Annotated in this window: 14 protein-coding genes; all 14 read right to left on the bottom strand. The window is 71.0% G+C overall.

Annotation, left to right across the window (positions count from 1 at the left end; all coding sequences use genetic code 11):
- Nucleotides 1-138: 138 nt before the first annotated feature.
- Nucleotides 139-1,377, bottom strand: coding sequence for a serine hydroxymethyltransferase (gene glyA / locus IE244_RS37600; RefSeq protein WP_191878070.1), 1,239 nt, complete (start codon nucleotides 1,375-1,377; stop codon nucleotides 139-141).
- A 107-nt stretch (nucleotides 1,378-1,484) separates the two neighbouring features.
- Nucleotides 1,485-2,165, bottom strand: coding sequence for an arsenate reductase/protein-tyrosine-phosphatase family protein (locus IE244_RS37605; RefSeq protein WP_191878071.1), 681 nt, complete (start codon nucleotides 2,163-2,165; stop codon nucleotides 1,485-1,487).
- Nucleotides 2,162-2,809: an L-threonylcarbamoyladenylate synthase gene (locus IE244_RS37610; RefSeq protein ID WP_031171937.1), complete on the bottom strand. Its 648-nt coding sequence runs from the start codon at nucleotides 2,807-2,809 to the stop codon at nucleotides 2,162-2,164. Before IE244_RS37610 ends, IE244_RS37605 begins: the two co-directional genes overlap by 4 nt.
- A gap of 61 nt (nucleotides 2,810-2,870) precedes the next feature.
- Complete coding sequence (gene prmC / locus IE244_RS37615; RefSeq protein ID WP_031171939.1) at nucleotides 2,871-3,716, bottom strand: peptide chain release factor N(5)-glutamine methyltransferase; 846 nt, start codon at nucleotides 3,714-3,716, stop codon at nucleotides 2,871-2,873.
- 51 nt (nucleotides 3,717-3,767) lie between these two features.
- On the bottom strand, nucleotides 3,768-4,835 hold the full coding sequence (gene prfA / locus IE244_RS37620) for a peptide chain release factor 1 (RefSeq protein WP_191878072.1): 1,068 nt from the start codon (nucleotides 4,833-4,835) through the stop codon (nucleotides 3,768-3,770).
- Between the two features lie 108 nt (nucleotides 4,836-4,943).
- Nucleotides 4,944-5,165 carry a 50S ribosomal protein L31 gene (gene rpmE, locus IE244_RS37625; RefSeq protein ID WP_030740744.1) on the bottom strand — a complete coding sequence of 74 codons (222 nt, stop codon included), beginning with the start codon at nucleotides 5,163-5,165 and terminating at the stop codon, nucleotides 4,944-4,946.
- Between the two features lie 167 nt (nucleotides 5,166-5,332).
- Nucleotides 5,333-6,469: an LCP family protein gene (locus tag IE244_RS37630; protein WP_191878082.1), complete on the bottom strand. Its 1,137-nt coding sequence runs from the start codon at nucleotides 6,467-6,469 to the stop codon at nucleotides 5,333-5,335.
- A gap of 196 nt (nucleotides 6,470-6,665) precedes the next feature.
- Entirely contained in the window at nucleotides 6,666-8,450 is a 1,785-nt protein-coding gene (locus IE244_RS37635) for a trypsin-like serine protease (RefSeq protein WP_191878073.1), read from the bottom strand.
- 149 nt (nucleotides 8,451-8,599) lie between these two features.
- Nucleotides 8,600-10,576: a transcription termination factor Rho gene (gene rho / locus IE244_RS37640; protein ID WP_191878074.1), complete on the bottom strand. Its 1,977-nt coding sequence runs from the start codon at nucleotides 10,574-10,576 to the stop codon at nucleotides 8,600-8,602.
- A gap of 404 nt (nucleotides 10,577-10,980) precedes the next feature.
- Nucleotides 10,981-11,898: a homoserine kinase gene (gene thrB, locus IE244_RS37645; RefSeq protein WP_191878075.1), complete on the bottom strand. Its 918-nt coding sequence runs from the start codon at nucleotides 11,896-11,898 to the stop codon at nucleotides 10,981-10,983.
- Nucleotides 11,899-12,180: 282 nt separating this feature from the next.
- Complete coding sequence (gene thrC, locus IE244_RS37650; RefSeq protein ID WP_191878076.1) at nucleotides 12,181-13,239, bottom strand: threonine synthase; 1,059 nt, start codon at nucleotides 13,237-13,239, stop codon at nucleotides 12,181-12,183.
- Nucleotides 13,240-13,245: 6 nt separating this feature from the next.
- A complete protein-coding gene (locus IE244_RS37655) occupies nucleotides 13,246-14,538 on the bottom strand; it encodes a homoserine dehydrogenase (protein WP_031171955.1) in 1,293 nt (430 codons plus the stop codon).
- Nucleotides 14,539-14,684: 146 nt separating this feature from the next.
- Nucleotides 14,685-16,076: a diaminopimelate decarboxylase gene (gene lysA, locus IE244_RS37660; RefSeq protein WP_191878077.1), complete on the bottom strand. Its 1,392-nt coding sequence runs from the start codon at nucleotides 16,074-16,076 to the stop codon at nucleotides 14,685-14,687.
- Nucleotides 16,077-16,129: 53 nt separating this feature from the next.
- Nucleotides 16,130-16,495, bottom strand: a 366-nt coding sequence (locus IE244_RS37665; protein WP_268252925.1) for a DALR anticodon-binding domain-containing protein, incomplete at its 5' end; no start/stop codon positions are given.

Here is a 16,495-nt window from a genome sequence, read left to right on the forward strand (position 1 = left end):
AGGTCTCGCTGGCCATCACAGCCCCACACCCTAGCGATGCGCGTATACGGATGAGGACTTCCGGGTAGCCACGATGGTTGCACGTGTGGCTGTGGACCACGGCCCACATCCGGATGTACGAGACCCGCCTACCCCCGTTCAGCCCGGGTACGGCGGAAAACCGGCGGTCAGCGCGCGCACCTCGTCCCGCGCCGGGGCCGGGTCGCTCTCGCCACGCAGCACGGCCGCCATCAGCGCCGCGATCCGCACCATCTCCGCCTCCCCCATGGCCTGCGTGGTCACCGCCGCCGTGCCCAGCCGCAGCCCGCGGCCGTCGCCGTGCGGCAGCGCACAGCAGTCCAGGACGATCCCCGCGGCGGCGAGCCGGCCGCGCGCCGTGCGGCCGTCCACGCCGAGCGGGGCGGGGTCGGCGGTGATCAGGTGGGTGTCCGTGCCGCCGGTGATGACGGCGAGGCCCTCGGCGGCCAGGTGACCGGCCAGCACCCGCGCGTTCGCGACCACCTGATGGGCGTACGCGGCGAACGCCGGGGTTGCCGCCTCGCCGAACGCGACGGCCTTCGCGGCGATGGTGTGCATCTGCGCACCGCCCTGGGTGAACGGGAACACCGCCCGGTCGACACGCTCGGCCAGATCGCTCCCGCACAGGATCATCCCGCCGCGCGGCCCGCGCAGCACCTTGTGCGTGGTCGCGCACACGATGTCGGCGTACGGCACCGGATTGGGCGCCGCTCCGCCGGCGACCAGCCCGATCGGATGGGCGGCATCCGCGATCAGGTAGGCCCCGACCTCGTCGGCGACCTCGCGGAAGAAGGCGTAGTCGAAGTGCCGGGGGTAGGCGATGGAGCCGCAGACGATCGCCTTGGGCCGGTGGCCCAGGGCCAGGTGCCGCACCTGGTCGTGGTCGACGAGCCCGGTCTCGGCGTCCACCCCGTACCCCACGAAGTCGAACCAGCGGCCGGAGAAGTTCGCGGGCGAGCCGTGGGTGAGGTGGCCGCCGTACGGCAGGCCGAGGGCGAGGACGGTGTCCCCGGGCCGCAGCAGGGCCGCGTAGGCGGCCAGGACGGCCGAAGAGCCCGAGTGGGACTGGACGTTGGCGTGTTCGGCGCCGAAGAGTTCCCTGGCCCGGTCGATGGCGGCGCGTTCGGCGACGTCGACGATCTCGCAGCCGCCGTGGTGCCGGGCGCCGGGGTAGCCCTCGGCGTACTTGTTGGCGAGCGGCGACCCGAGGGCGGCGAGCACGGCCGGGGAGCAGAAGTTCTCGGCGGCGATCAGCTGCAGCGTGGTCGACTGCCGGTCGCGTTCCGCGAGCAGGAGCTCGGCCATCGCCGGGTCCTGCCGCCGCAGGACGTCGGTCTCAAGGGTAGGGGTGACCGACATGACGGGCTCCCGGACGGTCGGTGGTGACGTGTTCCCAATGTAGGCCGGGTATGTCCGGTACGCCCGGTCGTAGAGCCGCATGGGCACGCGGGGGCTGCCGGCCGGGCCTACGCGCGGGCCGCGACCCCCGTCAGCGCCGTCACCACGGGGTCCAGCGCCTGGTGTATCTCGTCGCCGACGGAGCGGAAGAACGTCAGCGGCGCGCCGTAGGGGTCGTACACCTCGTCCGCCTCGGCCGTGGGCGCGAGCAGCCACCCGCGTAGAGCCGCCGCGGCGCGCACCAGCGCACGCGCCCGCGTGACCACGCCGTCCTCCAGGGGCGGCAGCGTGGCGGGGTCTATCGCGCGGACCAGGCGGGTGAACTCCTTCAGCGTGAAGGTGCGCAGGCCCGCCGAGTGACCCATGGAGATGACCTGGGCGCGGTGGTCACGGGTCGCGGTCAGCACCAGGTCGGCCATGATCACGTGCTCGTCCAGCAGCTCCCGGCCGACGAAGCCGGAGGTGTCCGCGCCGAACTCGCCCAGCACGGTCTCCGCGTTGGCCTCCATCGGCGCGCCCTCGTGGCCCCAGGTGCCCGCGCTCTCCACGATCAGCCCGCCGCCGAGCACGCCGAGCCGCTCGGCGACGAAATGCCGGGTCAGCCGCTCGGTGATCGGCGAGCGGCACACATTGCCGGTGCTGACGTGGAGGATGCGGAAGGTGTCGCGCGGGAGCCCGACGAACGTCGTCGTGATCTCCGCCGTGCGCTCCCCGTTGCCTATGCCACGCCCCGCCTCAGGGGCCGTCAATTCGCCACCTCGAGGTCGGGTACGACCTTGCGCAGCTCCTCCGGCGAGAGCGCGCCCTCGCGCAGCAGCACCGGCACCCGGCCGCTGACGTCGACGATCGAGGACGGGACGTTGCCGGGGGTCGGGCCGCCGTCCAGGTAGACGGAGACGGAGTCGCCGAGCATCTCCTGCGCGGCGTCGCAGTCCTCCGGCGCCGGGTGCCCGGTGAGGTTGGCGGAGGAGACGGCCATCGGGCCGACCTCGGTCAGCAGCTCGATCGCGACCGGGTGCAGGGGCATGCGGACGGCCACCGTGCCCCGGGTGTCGCCCAGGTCCCACTGCAGGGACGGCTGGTGCTTGGCGACCAGCGTGAGGGCGCCCGGCCAGAAGGCGTCGACCAGTTCCCAGGCCAGCTCGGAGAAGTCCGTGACAAGGCCGTGCAGGGTGTTCGGGGAGCCGATCAGGACAGGGGTGGGCATGTTGCGGCCCCGGCCCTTGGCGGCCAGCAGGTCGGCGACGGCCTCCGAGGAGAACGCGTCGGCGCCGATGCCGTACACCGTGTCGGTCGGCAGCACCACCAGCTCGCCCCGGCGGACGGCGGACGCGGCCTCGCGCAGACCCGTCGCGCGGTCGGTCGCGTCGTTGGTGTCGTATCGCCGTGCCATGTCTAGCGGGCCTCCTCGTACACGTAATGCGGGGCTTGGGAAATCACTGCCGTCGGGGTGGTCACGGCAGCGCCTTGCGGGCGGTCGCGAACCGGGGGCGGTTGTTGAGGTCGGGGTGGTCGGCCGCGTCGGCCCAGCCCCGTTCCTCGGTGAAGATCCACGGCACCTGGCCGCCCTGGGTGTCGGCGTGCTCGATCACGACGACCCCGCCGGGGCGCAGGAGGCGGTGTGCGGTGCGCTCGATGCCCCGGATCAGGTCGAGGCCGTCCTCGCCCGAGAACAGCGCCAGCTCGGGGTCGTAGTCGCGGGCCTCCGGGGCGACGTACTCCCACTCGGTGAGCGGGATGTACGGCGGGTTGGAGATGACCAGGTCGACCTGGCCGTCGAGGTCCGGGAAGGCGGTCAGGGCGTCGCCCTGGCGCAGGTCCACCCTGGAGCCCGCCACGTTCTTGCGGGTCCACACCAGGGCGTCCTCGGAGAGCTCCACGGCGTGCACGCGCGAGCGCGGGACCTCCTGGGCGAGGGCCAGCGCGATGGCGCCGGAGCCGGTGCACAGGTCGACGATGCACGGCTCGACCACGTCCATGGCGCGCACGGCGTCTATGGCCCAGCCGACCACGGACTCGGTCTCCGGGCGCGGTACGAACACGCCCGGCCCGACCTGCAGCTCCAGGTAGCGGAAGTAGGCCCGCCCGGTGATGTGCTGCAGCGGCTCGCGCTGTTCACGCCGGGCGATGACCTCCCAGTACCGGGCGTCGAAGTCCGCGTCCTTCACGGAGTGCAGTTCACCGCGCTTCACGCCGTGCACGAACGCGGCGAGCTCCTCCGCGTCGGTGCGCGGCGAGGGCACGCCGGCGTCGGCCAGCCGCTGGGTGGCCTGGGCCACCTCCGCGAGCAGCAGGTTCACGCGAGTCCTCCGTGTCGTACTCGTACTCGTGTTCGTACGTGCGTACGTGTCTTACGCGGCCGCCAGCTTCGCCGCCGAGTCGGCGTCGACGCAGGCCTGGATCACCGAGTCGAGGTCGCCGTCCAGGACCTGGTCCAGGTTGTACGCCTTGAAGCCGACGCGGTGGTCCGAGATGCGGTTCTCCGGGAAGTTGTACGTGCGGATCTTCTCGGAGCGGTCGACCGTGCGGACCTGGCTGCGGCGGGCGTCGGCGGCCTCCCGCTCGGCCTCCTCCTGCGCCGCGGCGAGCAGCCTGGAGCGCAGGATACGCAGAGCCTGCTCCTTGTTCTGCAGCTGGCTCTTCTCGTTCTGGCAGGAGGCGACGACCCCGGTCGGAAGGTGCGTGATGCGCACCGCGGAGTCGGTGGTGTTGACGGACTGGCCGCCCGGGCCGGAGGACCGGTAGACGTCGATCCGCAGGTCGTTCGGGTTGATCTCCACGTCCACCTCCTCGGCCTCGGGGGTGACGAGGACACCGGCGGCCGAGGTGTGGATACGTCCCTGGGACTCGGTGGCCGGCACGCGCTGCACGCGGTGCACACCGCCCTCGTACTTCAGCCGCGCCCACACGCCCTGGCCGGGTTCGAGCTGGCCGCGGGCCTTCACCGCGACCTGGACGTCCTTGTAGCCGCCCAGCTCGGACTCGGTGGCGTCGATGATCTCGGTCTTCCAGCCGGCGCGCTCGGCGTAGCGCAGGTACATGCGCAGCAGGTCGCCGGCGAACAGCGCCGACTCGTCGCCGCCCGCGCCCGCCTTGATCTCCAGGATGACGTCCTTGTCGTCACTCGGGTCGCGCGGGATCAGCAGGAGGCGCAGGCGCTCGGTCAGCTCCTCGCGCTGCTTCTCCAGCTCCTTGACCTCGGCCGCGAAGTCGGGGTCGTCCGCGGCGAGCTCGCGCGCGGTCTCCGCGTCGTCGCCGGTCTGCTTCCAGGAGCGGTACGTGGCGACGATCGGGGTGAGCTCGGCGTAGCGCTTGTTCAGCTTGCGCGCGTTCGCCTGGTCGGCGTGGACCGACGGATCGGCGAGCTTCTTCTCCAGATCAGCGTGTTCGGCGACGAGTTCGTCGACGGCCTCGAACATCTTGGGCTCCTGTACTGCGGGTGAAGGGCTGGCGGCGACCAAAAACGCCGGTCCCGGCGCACGCCCGGAGAGGGGGCGTGCGGCCGTGGACCGGCGAAATGGGGCTCGCTACTTCTTGGAGCCGGCGGCCTTGCCGAAGCGGGCCTCGAAGCGGGCCACACGGCCACCGGTGTCGAGGATCTTCTGCTTGCCCGTGTAGAACGGGTGGCACTCGGAGCAGACCTCGGCCCGGATGGTGCCGGACTCGATGGTGCTACGGGTGGTGAACGACGCGCCGCAGGTGCAGCTGACCTGCGTCTCGACGTACGCGGGGTGGATGTCGCGCTTCAAGGTGTCTCCTAGGTTTCGGGAGGGCGCCGGGTCGCTGCCGCGGGATGCGGGAACGTGAACCGGAGCCGACGTACCAGTCTGCCAGGACTGGGGCCATCCACCCAAACCGGGGGTGCGGATGTTCTATTCCCGCGGGTGAGCCGCATACCGGTACGGCCCCGCGCCCCTCACGGCGCGTTCACCACGCCCTTGGCCTCGCCCGTGGCCGTGCCCTTCGTGGCCGACTTCGGGATCGGGCGGTCGTTCTTCAGGGCGTCCCACACCAGCTGGGCCTTCGCCTTCTGCATCAGGACCCGGTTGGGGTTGGCCGGGTCGTACTCGACCGGCATGGTGACCATGGTCATCTTCTTGGGGCCGATGCCCTTGAGACCGTTGGCGAAGTCGATCAGGGAGTTGACCGAGCCGATCTCGGAGTCGGTGGTGACGGTCTTGGTGGCGGTGTCGGCGAGGTCGTACAGCTTCTTCGGGCTGGTGAAGACGCCGACGTGCTTGACCTGGTTGATCAGCGCCTTGACGAAGGCCTGCTGGAGCTGGATCCGGCCCAGGTCGGAGCCGTCGCCGACGCCGTGCCGGGTGCGGACCAGCCCGAGGGCCTGCTGCCCGCTCAGGGTGTGGGTGCCGGCCGGCAGCTTCAGATGGCTCTGCGGGTCGTCGATGCGCTTGGTCGTGGTGACCGGGACTCCGCCGAGGTCGTCGATCAGCTTCTGGAAGCCCGCGAAGTCGACCTCCAGGTAGTGGTCCATGCGGATACCGGTGATCGACTCGACGGTCTTCACCGCGCAGGCCGCGCCGCCGGTGCCGTAGGCCTCGTTGAACATCACGCCGGACGCGGCCGGGTGCGTGGTGCCCTTGGTGTCGGTGCACCGGGGCCGGTCGATCAGGGTGTCCCGCGGGACGGAGACCACGCTGGCCTTCTTGTGGCCCTCGTAGACGTGGACGATCATCGCCGTGTCGGAGCGGGCGCTGCCGTCGTCGACACCGCCGCCGAGCTTCTTGTTGGAGCCGGAGCGGGTGTCCGAGCCGAGGACCAGGATGTTCTCGGAGCCGTTGTCGATCTTCGAGGGGCGGTCGTTGCCGAGGGCCTGGTCGATGTCCACGCTCTTGAGGTTGCCGTTGAGCTTGAAGTACAGGTACCCGACGCCCGTACCCCCCAGCACCACCACGCCGGCGGCCGTCCAGGCCGTGGCCAGCAGGGCCTTGCGGCGCTTGCTGCGGGCCTTGCGGCGGCGGCCCTTGCCTCGCGTGCGGGAACCGGTCGCGCCCGGCTCGGGTATGACGGGCTCCGGCGTGGTCTGGGCGGACAACATCGCTCCTAGGTCTCGTCGGTCGGATACCCCCTGCTTTCAGGGTCAGGCGCGGTCGGTACCGCTCCATCGTCGCTCCGCAGGGTCAGACGGAGAAACTCGGGAAAGAGTTGCACAACGCACAGTGCCCACCGCGTACGGCGATGGGCACTGTGCGTAGTCACTTCATGCGAGCGGATCACGCTCACCTGCGGTTTCAGCCCCAGATGTCGTACGCCTGGAAGCCGGTGCCGGACGAGATCCTTGTGGCAAAGATCTCGCTTGTGGCCTTTCCGGTGCCCTTGTACAGATACAGGGTGCCGCCCGGGGTGCGGGCCAGGAGGTCGGCCCTGCCGTCGCCGCTGACGTCGCCGACCGCGTCGAAGGCGTCGTAGCCGGTCCAGGCGCTGCGCACCTTGATCCGGGCGGAGAAGGCGCCCGAGCCGGACCTGCCGGTGCCCCGGTACAGGTACAGGTCGTCGGTGCCGGCCTGGCGGGCGAGCAGGTCGGCCTTGCCGTCGCCGGTCAGGTCCCCGTGTCCGCGCACCGAGTTGTACTGGTCCCAGCCGGTGCCGACCTCGGCCCGCGAGCCGAAGGTGCCGTTGCCGTTGCCCGGGTACAGCCACATCGTGCCGCCCGAGTCGACGGAGAGCACATCGGGCTTGTAGTCGCCGGTGAGGTCGCCCGCGACGACGATCCGCTTGCGGGTCCCCCAGCCGCTGAAGATCTTCGTCGTGGCCCATGACCCGTCGGTGCGGGCGCTGTTGAGGACGAAGTGGTCCCAGTACACGTCACCGGTGGAGCTGACCCGGTAGACGAGGTCCTGGTAGCCGTCGCGGTTGAGGTCGGCCTGGAGCACCAGGTCGGTGCCGCTCCAGTCGCCCAGCGAGGTCCGGGCGCCGAACGAGCTGCCGGTGGAGTCCTTCTCGTAGCCGGTCTTCGTGGAGGAGCTGCGCACGAAGAGGTCGGCCTTGCCGTCGCCGGCGCTCAGGTTGGTGTCGTCGATCTGCGGGTAGGCGGCGCCGACGTACGTGGAGACCTTGGTGAAGACGCTGTAGTAGCCCTTCTCCACACAGTCCTTCACACCCCAGGAGACGACGCCGACGATCCGGCCGCCCACCACCAGCGGCCCGCCGGAGTCGCCGTTGCAGCTCGCCCGGGTACCGGTGTCACTGCCGGACTGCGTGCCCGCGCAGACCATGTGCCCGGCGACGTAGTCGCTGCCGTAGACCCCCGTACAGGTGCTGTCGGCGTGCAGGGTCAGCGTGCCGGTCTCCAGCGTCTGGGAGATGTCGTCGCTGGTGGAGCTGGTGCGGCCCCAGCCGTAGACGGTGGCGCTGGTGCCACCGGCGTAGGAGGCGGTGTCGCCGGACGTGGTCATCCGGATCGGCGTGGCGCTGACCGGGACGTCCAGGGTGAGGACGGCGATGTCGTTGTCGATGGCCGTCGCGCTGTACGACGGGTGGTTCCACTGGCGCAGGACCCCGGTGGCCTGGCCCCCGTGCAGGTCCGCGGAGCCGCCGGAGCCGGTGGTGGGCAGCTGGTCGGTGCCGGTGACTACGGCGCCGTACTTGTTCCAGTCGTAGCCCTTGACGCAGTGCGCCGCCGTGAGGATCTTCGTCGGCGACACGACCGAGCCGCCGCAGAAGAAGCCCACGTCGTCGCTGGTGTCGGTGGTGCCCTTGTCGTCGTGGTACCAGAGCTGGGCCATCCAGGGCGCCGCGGAGATGGTGGTCTCGTTGCCACCAACGACCTTCGGCGAGACGTGCGACGGGCTGCCGCTCGTCGCCGGCGCGCTGGTGCGGTCGGCCCCGGCGATGCGCTGCGCCAGGGTGGCCTGGGACGGCTGGCTGACGACGGGGCTGCCGGCCGGTCTCGGCAGCGCGGTGGCGGCACCGGCGGAGGTCGTCAGCAGCGCGGCGGTCACGGCGGCGGCGACACCGGCCGCGGCGAGGGGCAGGCCGACACGTATACGCCGTCTGTGCCGCCCGGGCAGGGGCATGAGCAAGGGAGGACCCCCAGGGGGAGAGGAGAGGGAAGGGGCGCGTGGTGCGATCCCGTACCTCTCAGCGCCAAAAGGCCGCCCCCCGTCACTTACGGACGGGGGGCGGCCTCGGCGACCCGGGGGCGCGGCGGGGAAGTCCCCTGCGACTAGTCGCCGTTACCCGGCGTCGGCGTCGTCTTCTGAATCTGCATCAGGAACTCGACGTTCGACTTGGTCTGCTTCATCTTGTCCAGCAGGAGCTCGATCGCCTGCTGCTGGTCCAGCGCGTGCAGGACGCGGCGGAGCTTCCAGACGACGGCCAGCTCCTCGTTGCCGAGCAGGATCTCTTCCTTACGGGTACCGGACGCGTCCACGTCCACCGCCGGGAAGATGCGCTTGTCGGCGAGCTTCCGGTCGAGCTTGAGCTCCATGTTGCCGGTGCCCTTGAACTCCTCGAAGATCACCTCGTCCATGCGGGACCCGGTGTCCACCAGCGCGGTGGCGAGGATGGTCAGCGAGCCGCCGTCCTCGATGTTCCGGGCCGCACCGAAGAACCGCTTCGGCGGGTACAGGGCGGTCGAGTCGACACCACCGGACAGGATGCGGCCGGAAGCAGGCGCGGCCAGGTTGTACGCACGGCCCAGACGCGTGATGGAGTCGAGCAGCACCACCACGTCGTGCCCCAGCTCGACGAGCCGCTTGGCGCGCTCGATGGCGAGCTCGGCGACCGTCGTGTGGTCCTCGGCCGGACGGTCGAAGGTCGAGGAGATGACCTCGCCCTTGACCGACCGCTGCATGTCGGTGACCTCTTCCGGACGCTCGTCGACGAGGACGACCATCAGGTGGCACTCGGGGTTGTTGTGCGTGATCGCGTTGGCGATCGCCTGCATGATCATGGTCTTACCGGTCTTCGGCGGGGCCACGATCAGACCGCGCTGGCCCTTACCGATCGGCGAGACCAGGTCGATGATGCGGGTGGTGAGCACGCCCGGGTCCGTCTCCAGGCGGAGGCGGTCCTGCGGGTAGAGCGGGGTCAGCTTGTTGAACTCCGGGCGGCCACGCCCGTGTTCGGGCGCCATGCCGTTGACGGAGTCGAGGCGGACCAGCGCGTTGAACTTCTCGCGGCGCTCGCCCTCCTTCGGCTGGCGGACCGCACCGGTGATGTGGTCACCCTTGCGCAGGCCGTTCTTGCGGACCTGGGCGAGGGAGACGTACACGTCGTTCGGGCCCGGCAGGTAGCCGGAGGTCCGGATGAAGGCGTAGTTGTCGAGGATGTCCAGGATGCCCGCGACCGGGATCAGGACGTCGTCCTCGGCGAGCTGCGGCTCGACTGCCATGTCGTCGCGGCCACGGCGGCCACGGCGGTCGCGGTAGCGGCCGCGACGGCCACGACGGCCACCCTCGAAGTCGTCGTCGTCCTGCGGGCCGGCGTTGCGGTCCTGACGGCCGCCGCCCTGCTGCTGGCCCTGCTGCTGGCGGTCCTGACGGCCGCCGCCCTGCTGGTCGTCGCCCTTGCCGCGGCGGTCACGGTCGCGGTCACGGCCGCGCTCGCGGCGGTCACGGCGGCCACGGCCCTCGCCGTCACCGGCGTCGCCCTTGGCCTCGCCCTGCTGCTGCGCGGGCGTCTCGGCCTTGGACTCGGTCTTCGCCTCGGCGGCGACCGTCTCGGCGCTGTTCGCGGCGGGGCTGCCGGCCTCGGCGGTGGCGCGGCGGCGACGGCGCTCGGTCGGGGCGTCGTCGGAGGCCGGCTGGCCGGGGATCTCGATCTGCTGCTGGGCCACGGCCTGCTCGGCGGGGGCCTCGGCCTTCTTCTCGCCGTCGACGGCGGCCTCACCCGTACGGGCCTTGGAGGTGGCGCGGCGCTTGGGCTTGGTCTCGGTGGCGGCCTCGGCCTTGGGGGCGGCGCCCCCGGCGGCCTGCGCCTCCTTGATGACCTCGATCAGCTGGCTCTTGCGCATCCGCGCGGTGCCCCTGATGCCGAGGCCCGAGGCGACCTGCTGCAGCTCGGCCAGCACCATGCCCTCAAGGCCGGTACCACGGCGCCGCCGGGAGCCGGCACCGGTGGCAGGCGCGGAGGCGTCCGTGGCGGGCGCGGCAGCGGTCTCCTCGACACGTGCGCCCATCAGATCGGTGGTGTCGCTCACGAAGGGTCCTTCCCTGGAGCGGACGTCGGCCTGTCTGGCTCGGCGACCGGTTGTGCTGTCCGGCTACGGTCCTGTCTTCCGTGAACCGTGCCGGGGCGGTGGTCCGCCAAAGCGGCGGAGGAAATGTACGGTGATTGGCGCTTCCGCGAGCCGTGGCACCCAGTGTCACGTGGCGTGGTAGCACCGATTCCGGAGCGTGCCCGGCGGCCCGCTCAGTGTCCGCATACGACGTACTGCCCAGGTACGGCGCACGGAACACGGAGTGGCGTGGGAGGCTCCCGGAAGAATGTCTGTCCCGGACTGGGACACGAGGCACCTCGCCATGGTGGGGTCGGGTGCAGACTTGAGATTAACACTACCGGATCCAACAAACATTCCCCCTCTCCAAATCCGGCAACCGTGTGTCAGGTCGCAAGCGGCAGCACGCTCGCTCCCTGCAGGTCCAGGCTCAGCCGGTTGGCGGCCCAGTCGGTGCCGGCCAGGGCCTCCACCTTGTCGGCGGTGCCCGCGTCGGCGAGGGCCATCACGGTGGGGCCGGCGCCCGAGATGACGGCCGGGACGCCCTCCGCGCGCAGCCGCTGCACCAGCGCCGTGCTCTCCGGCATGGCCGGGGCGCGGTACTCCTGGTGGAGGCGGTCCTCGGTGGCGGGCAGCAGCAGCTCGGGGCGCCGGGTGAGGGCCTCGACGAGCAGGGCGGCACGGCCCGCGTTGACGGCGGCGTCGACGTGCGGCACGGTGCGCGGCAGCAGACCGCGCGCGGTCTCGGTGAGAACCGGCTTTCCGGGCACGAAAACCACCGGAACGATGGAATCGTTCGGCTCCATCCTGATCGCCCGGGCGGCGCCGGCCTCCATCCAGGACAGGGTGAAGCCGCCGAGCAGACACGCGGCCACGTTGTCCGGATGGCCTTCGATCTCGGTGGCCAGTTCCAGCAGTGCCGCGTCGTCCAGACGGGCCTCGCCGCCTATGGTCACGGCGCGGGCGGCGACGATGCCGGCACAGATGGCGGCGGAGGAGGAGCCCAGGCCGCGGCCGTGCGGAATGCGGTTGGCGCAGACGATCTCCAGGCCGCGGGGCTGGCCGCCCAGCAGATCGAACGCGGTACGCAGGGAGCGGACGAGCAGGTGAGACTCGTCACGCGGGAGGGTCTCGCTGCCCTCCCCCGCGATGTCGATGTGCAGCCCGGTGTCGGCCACCCGGACGACCACGTCGTCGTAGAGCCCCAGCGCCAGGCCGAGGGCGTCGAAGCCCGGGCCGAGATTGGCGCTGGTGGCGGGAACGCGCACCCGGACGGCGGCGGCGCGGAACGCTGGACCGGCCATCGCTCGTTGACTCTCCTTGAGCTGCGTGACTGTCGAGTGGCGATCGATCGAGTTCGACGGCCACCCGGTGGACATCCGATGACGTACGAAGACCCGTCGGGGCGCGGAGACGGCGCGGCCCCGTGCCACACGCGAGGGCATATGCGGTGGGCGGGTTCAGTACAGCCTATCGAAGGAAGGTTCTGTGGCGACATAGGGCGCACAGGAGGCGCACGATGCGTGTCGCAAGCCCCCTGTGCACCCTTCCCAGAGATCTCCGCCTGTCAGCGGCGGACGGGACCGTCAGGCGAGGCCGAGGCGCTCGGCCGCGGCGGCCGCGTCGACCGGCACGGTGACGGGCTGCGGGGCGCCGGCGACGGCCCAGTCGGGGTCCTTCAGACCGTTGCCGGTGACCGTGCAGACGATCTTCTGGCCCGGGTCGACCCTGCCCTGCTCGGCGGCCTTGAGCAGACCGGCCACGGAGGCGGCGGAGGCGGGCTCCACGAAGACGCCCTCCTGCGCGGCCAACAGACGGTAGGCGCGCAGGATTTCACGGTCCGTCACCTCGTCGATGGCGCCACCCGACTCGTCGCGCGCGGCGAGGGCGTACTGCCAGGAGGCCGGGTTGCCGATGCGGATGGCGGTGGCGATGGTCGAGGGGTCCTTGACGACCTCACCCCGCACGATCGGGGCGCTGCCGGAGGCCTGGAAGCCCCACATGCGAGGGGTCTTCGTGGCGATGCCGTCGGCGGCGTACTCCCTGTAGCCCTTCCAGTAGGCGGTGATGTTGCCCGCGTTGCCGACCGGGAGGACGTGGATGTCGGGCGCGTCGCCGAGCATGTCCACGATCTCGAAGGCGGCCGTCTTCTGGCCCTCGATACGCACCGGGTTGACCGAATTGACCAGCGCCACCGGGTAGTTCTCGCTCAGCGAGCGGGCGAGGGTCAGGCAGTCGTCGAAGTTGCCGTCGACCTGGAGGATCTTCGCGCCGTGCACCAGGGCCTGGCCCATCTTGCCGAGCGCGATCTTGCCCTGCGGCACGAGAACGGCCGAAACCATGCCGGCCCGCACCGCGTAGGCGGCGGCGGAGGCGGACGTGTTGCCGGTGGAGGCGCAGATGACCGCCTTCGCCCCCTCCTCCTTGGCCTTGGAGATGGCCATGGTCATGCCACGGTCCTTGAAGGAGCCGGTGGGGTTGGCCCCCTCCACCTTCAGGTGGACCTCACAGCCCGTGCGCTCGGAGAGCACCTGCGCGGGCACGAGGGGCGTGCCGCCCTCGCGGAGCGTCACGACCGGCGTGGTGTCGGATACCGGCAGCCTGTCCCGGTACTCCTCGATGATTCCGCGCCACTGGTGAGTCATTGCTGGTTACTCTCCTTCAACCCGCATGATGCTGGCGACACCCCGCACGGTGTCGAGCTTGCGCAGCGCCTCGACGGTCCCGGTGAGGGAGGCGTCGGACGCGCGGTGGGTGACGACGACGAGGGAGGCCTCGCCGTCCTTGCCCTGCTGGCGCACCGTATCGATCGACACCCCGTGCTCGGCGAACACGGTCGCGACCTGGGCGAGAACACCCGGTTTGTCCGCGACGTCGAGGCTGATGTGGTAGCGCGTGACGACCTCGCCCATGGGCGAGACCGGCAGGGCGGCGTACGCCGACTCACCGGGCCCCGTTGCGCCGTTGAGTCGGTTGCGGCAGACGGCGACGAGGTCGCCGAGCACGGCCGAGGCGGTCGGCGAACCGCCGGCGCCGGGGCCGTAGAACATCAGCTGACCGGCGGCGTCCGACTCCACGAAGACGGCGTTGTACGCGCCGCGCACGGAGGCGAGCGGGTGGGTCAGCGGAATCATCGCGGGGTGCACCCGCGCGGTGACGGACGCCCCGTCCTTGGACCGCTCGCAGATGGCGAGCAGCTTGATGGTGCAGCCCATCTCCTTGGCCGAGCGGAAGTCGGCGGCGGTGACCTCGGTCATGCCCTCGCGGTAGACGTCGTCGAGACGCACCCGCGTGTGGAAGGCGATCCCGGCGAGGATGGCGGCCTTGGCGGCGGCGTCGAACCCCTCGACGTCGGCGGTCGGATCGGCCTCCGCGTACCCGAGTGCGGTGGCCTCGTCCAGGGCCTCCTGGTAGCCGGCGCCCGTGGAGTCCATCTTGTCGAGGATGAAGTTGGTGGTGCCGTTGACGATGCCCAGCACCCGGTTGACCTTGTCGCCGGCGAGGGACTCGCGCAGCGGGCGGATCAGCGGGATGGCACCGGCGACGGCGGCCTCGTAGTAGAGGTCCTTGTTGTTCTCCTCCGCCGCGGCGTGCAGGGCGGCGCCGTCCTGGGCGAGCAGGGCCTTGTTGGCGGAGACGACGGAGGCCCCGTGCTCGAACGCGGCGGTGATGAGGGAACGGGCGGGTTCGATCCCCCCGATCACCTCCACCACGACGTCGATGTCCCCGCGTTTGACGAGGGCCGTGGCGTCGGTGGTGACGAGTTCCGCCGGAATGCCCTCACGCACCCTGGACGGCCGCCGTACGGCGACCCCCGCGAGCTCGACCGGGGCGCCGATCCTGGCGGCGAGGTCGTCGGCGTGCGTCGTCATGATGCGCGCCACCTCTGAGCCGACCACTCCACAGCCCAGCAGCGCCACCTTCAGCGGACGCGTACGCATCATCCGACCTCGTTTCCTCATACCGTCTACGGTTGGACCAGTCTCACTCACCGGACGGGAGTTTCTACCCTTCGTCCGGATCGTGAGACATCTATTTCATTTGTGCAGGGGTGGCAGACCGAAGATCTTCCGCCCCGGGGCTCCCGCGGTCACCCGACGTCGAGACGCAGGAGGTCCTCCTCCGTCTCACGCCGGACGATCACCCGGGCCTCGCCGTCCTTCACGGCGACGACGGGCGGCCGGAGCACATGGTTGTAGTTGCTGGCCATGGACCTGCAGTACGCGCCCGTGGCCGGTACGGCGATCAGGTCACCCGGTGCCAGGTCGGCGGGCAGGAACGCGTCCTTGACCACGATGTCCCCGCTCTCGCAGTGCTTGCCGACGACACGCGCGAGCATCGGCTCGGCGTCACTGGTGCGCGAGACGAGGGCGACGCTGTACTCGGCGTCGTACAGAGCGGTCCGGATGTTGTCGGACATACCCCCGTCGACCGACACATACGTCCGCAGCCCGTCGAGCGGCTTGACGGTGCCGACCTCGTAGAGCGTGAAGGCGGTCGGACCGACGATGGCCCGCCCGGGCTCGACGGAGATCCGGGGCGTACGCAGCTTGGCGGCGTCGCACTCGCGACTCACGATCTCGGTGAGCGCCTTGGCGATCTCATGCGGCTCACGAGGATCGTCGGCGCTGGTGTAGGCGATCCCGAGCCCGCCGCCGAGGTCGATCTCGGGCAGTTCGACGCCGTGCTCGTCCCGGATCTCCCGGAGCAGCCCGACGACGCGGTGGGCGGCGACCTCGAAACCGGACATGTCGAAGATCTGCGACCCGATGTGGCTGTGAATGCCGATCAGTTCGAGCCCGTCGAGCTGAAGCGCCCGCCGCACGGCCTCGGCGGCCTGCCCGCCGGCCAGCGGAATCCCGAACTTCTGGTCTTCGTGGGCGGTGGCGATGAACTCATGTGTATGAGCCTCGACGCCCACGGTGATCCGGATCTGGACCTTCTGCCGCTTGCCCAGGGACTGTGCGACGTGGGCCACCCGCACGATCTCCTGGAAGGAGTCGAGCACGATCCGCCCGACACCGGCGCGGACGGCCCGCTCGATCTCGTCCACCGACTTGTTGTTGCCGTGGAAGGCGATGCGCTCGGCGGGCATCCCGGCGGACAGGGCGGTCGCCAGCTCCCCACCGGAGCAGACGTCCAGGTTCAGCCCCTCCTCGCTCAGCCACCGCACGACGGCACGGGACAGGAACGCCTTGCCGGCGTAGAACACGTCGGCGTCGGCCCCGAAGGCGGTACGCCAGGCGCGCGCCCGGGCTCGGAAGTCGGCCTCGTCGAGGATGTAGGCGGGCGTGCCGTACAACTCGGCGAGCCGGGTGACGTCGACGCCGCCGACCGTGAGGACGCCGTCGGCGTCGCGCGCGACGGTCTGGGCCCAGACCTTCTGGTCGAGGACGTTGAGGTCGGCGGGCGGCGCGGAGTAGTGCCCCTCGGGCAGGACGTCGGCGTGACGGGGTCCGGCGGGGTGGGCGGAACGGCTCATGACGTGACTCTCAGACTCTCTGTCTCTCTCCGGGGCGCCGGTGCACAGGGCCCTCAGAGGTGTTCGGGTGCGTCGATGCCGAGCAGGGACAGGCCGCCGGCCAGCACCGTCCCGGCGGCTTCGGCAAGGGCGAGCCGGGCACGGTGGGCGGCCGAGGGTTTCTCCTCACCGCGGGGAAGCACGCAGGGCAGGAAGGGCAGCACGGCATCGGCGACGGTGACGAGATGCCGGGCGAGCCGGTCCGGGGCACGGTGGGTGGCGGCCGCGGCGAGAACGCGGGGGTAATCGGCGAGGGGGCCTAGGGGGATCTGGGGGGTGGGGCGGGGGGTGGGGGTGGGGCCGGGGGCCGGGTCGGGGTTGAGGGCCGAGGCGGGGATGGGGCCGGGGGCCGAGACGGGGGTGGGTGCGCGGTGGGGTTC

Origin of the sequence: Streptomyces filipinensis (assembly GCF_014649495.1) — a bacterium.
GTDB lineage: Bacteria > Actinomycetota > Actinomycetes > Streptomycetales > Streptomycetaceae > Streptomyces > Streptomyces filipinensis.

What these genes read in the sequence shown, in the direction of transcription:
- lysA (WP_191878077.1), bottom strand. Translation starts at nt 16,076, where the DNA reads ATGAGCCGTTCCGCCCACCCCGCCGGACCCCGTCACGCCGACGTCCTG.
- thrC (WP_191878076.1), bottom strand. Translation starts at nt 13,239, where the DNA reads ATGACTCACCAGTGGCGCGGAATCATCGAGGAGTACCGGGACAGGCTG.
- IE244_RS37610 (WP_031171937.1), bottom strand. Translation starts at nt 2,809, where the DNA reads ATGGCACGGCGATACGACACCAACGACGCGACCGACCGCGCGACGGGT.
- IE244_RS37635 (WP_191878073.1), bottom strand. Translation starts at nt 8,450, where the DNA reads ATGCCCCTGCCCGGGCGGCACAGACGGCGTATACGTGTCGGCCTGCCC.
- IE244_RS37655 (WP_031171955.1), bottom strand. Translation starts at nt 14,538, where the DNA reads ATGATGCGTACGCGTCCGCTGAAGGTGGCGCTGCTGGGCTGTGGAGTG.
- glyA (WP_191878070.1), bottom strand. Translation starts at nt 1,377, where the DNA reads ATGTCGGTCACCCCTACCCTTGAGACCGACGTCCTGCGGCGGCAGGAC.
- prfA (WP_191878072.1), bottom strand. Translation starts at nt 4,835, where the DNA reads ATGTTCGAGGCCGTCGACGAACTCGTCGCCGAACACGCTGATCTGGAG.
- thrB (WP_191878075.1), bottom strand. Translation starts at nt 11,898, where the DNA reads ATGGCCGGTCCAGCGTTCCGCGCCGCCGCCGTCCGGGTGCGCGTTCCC.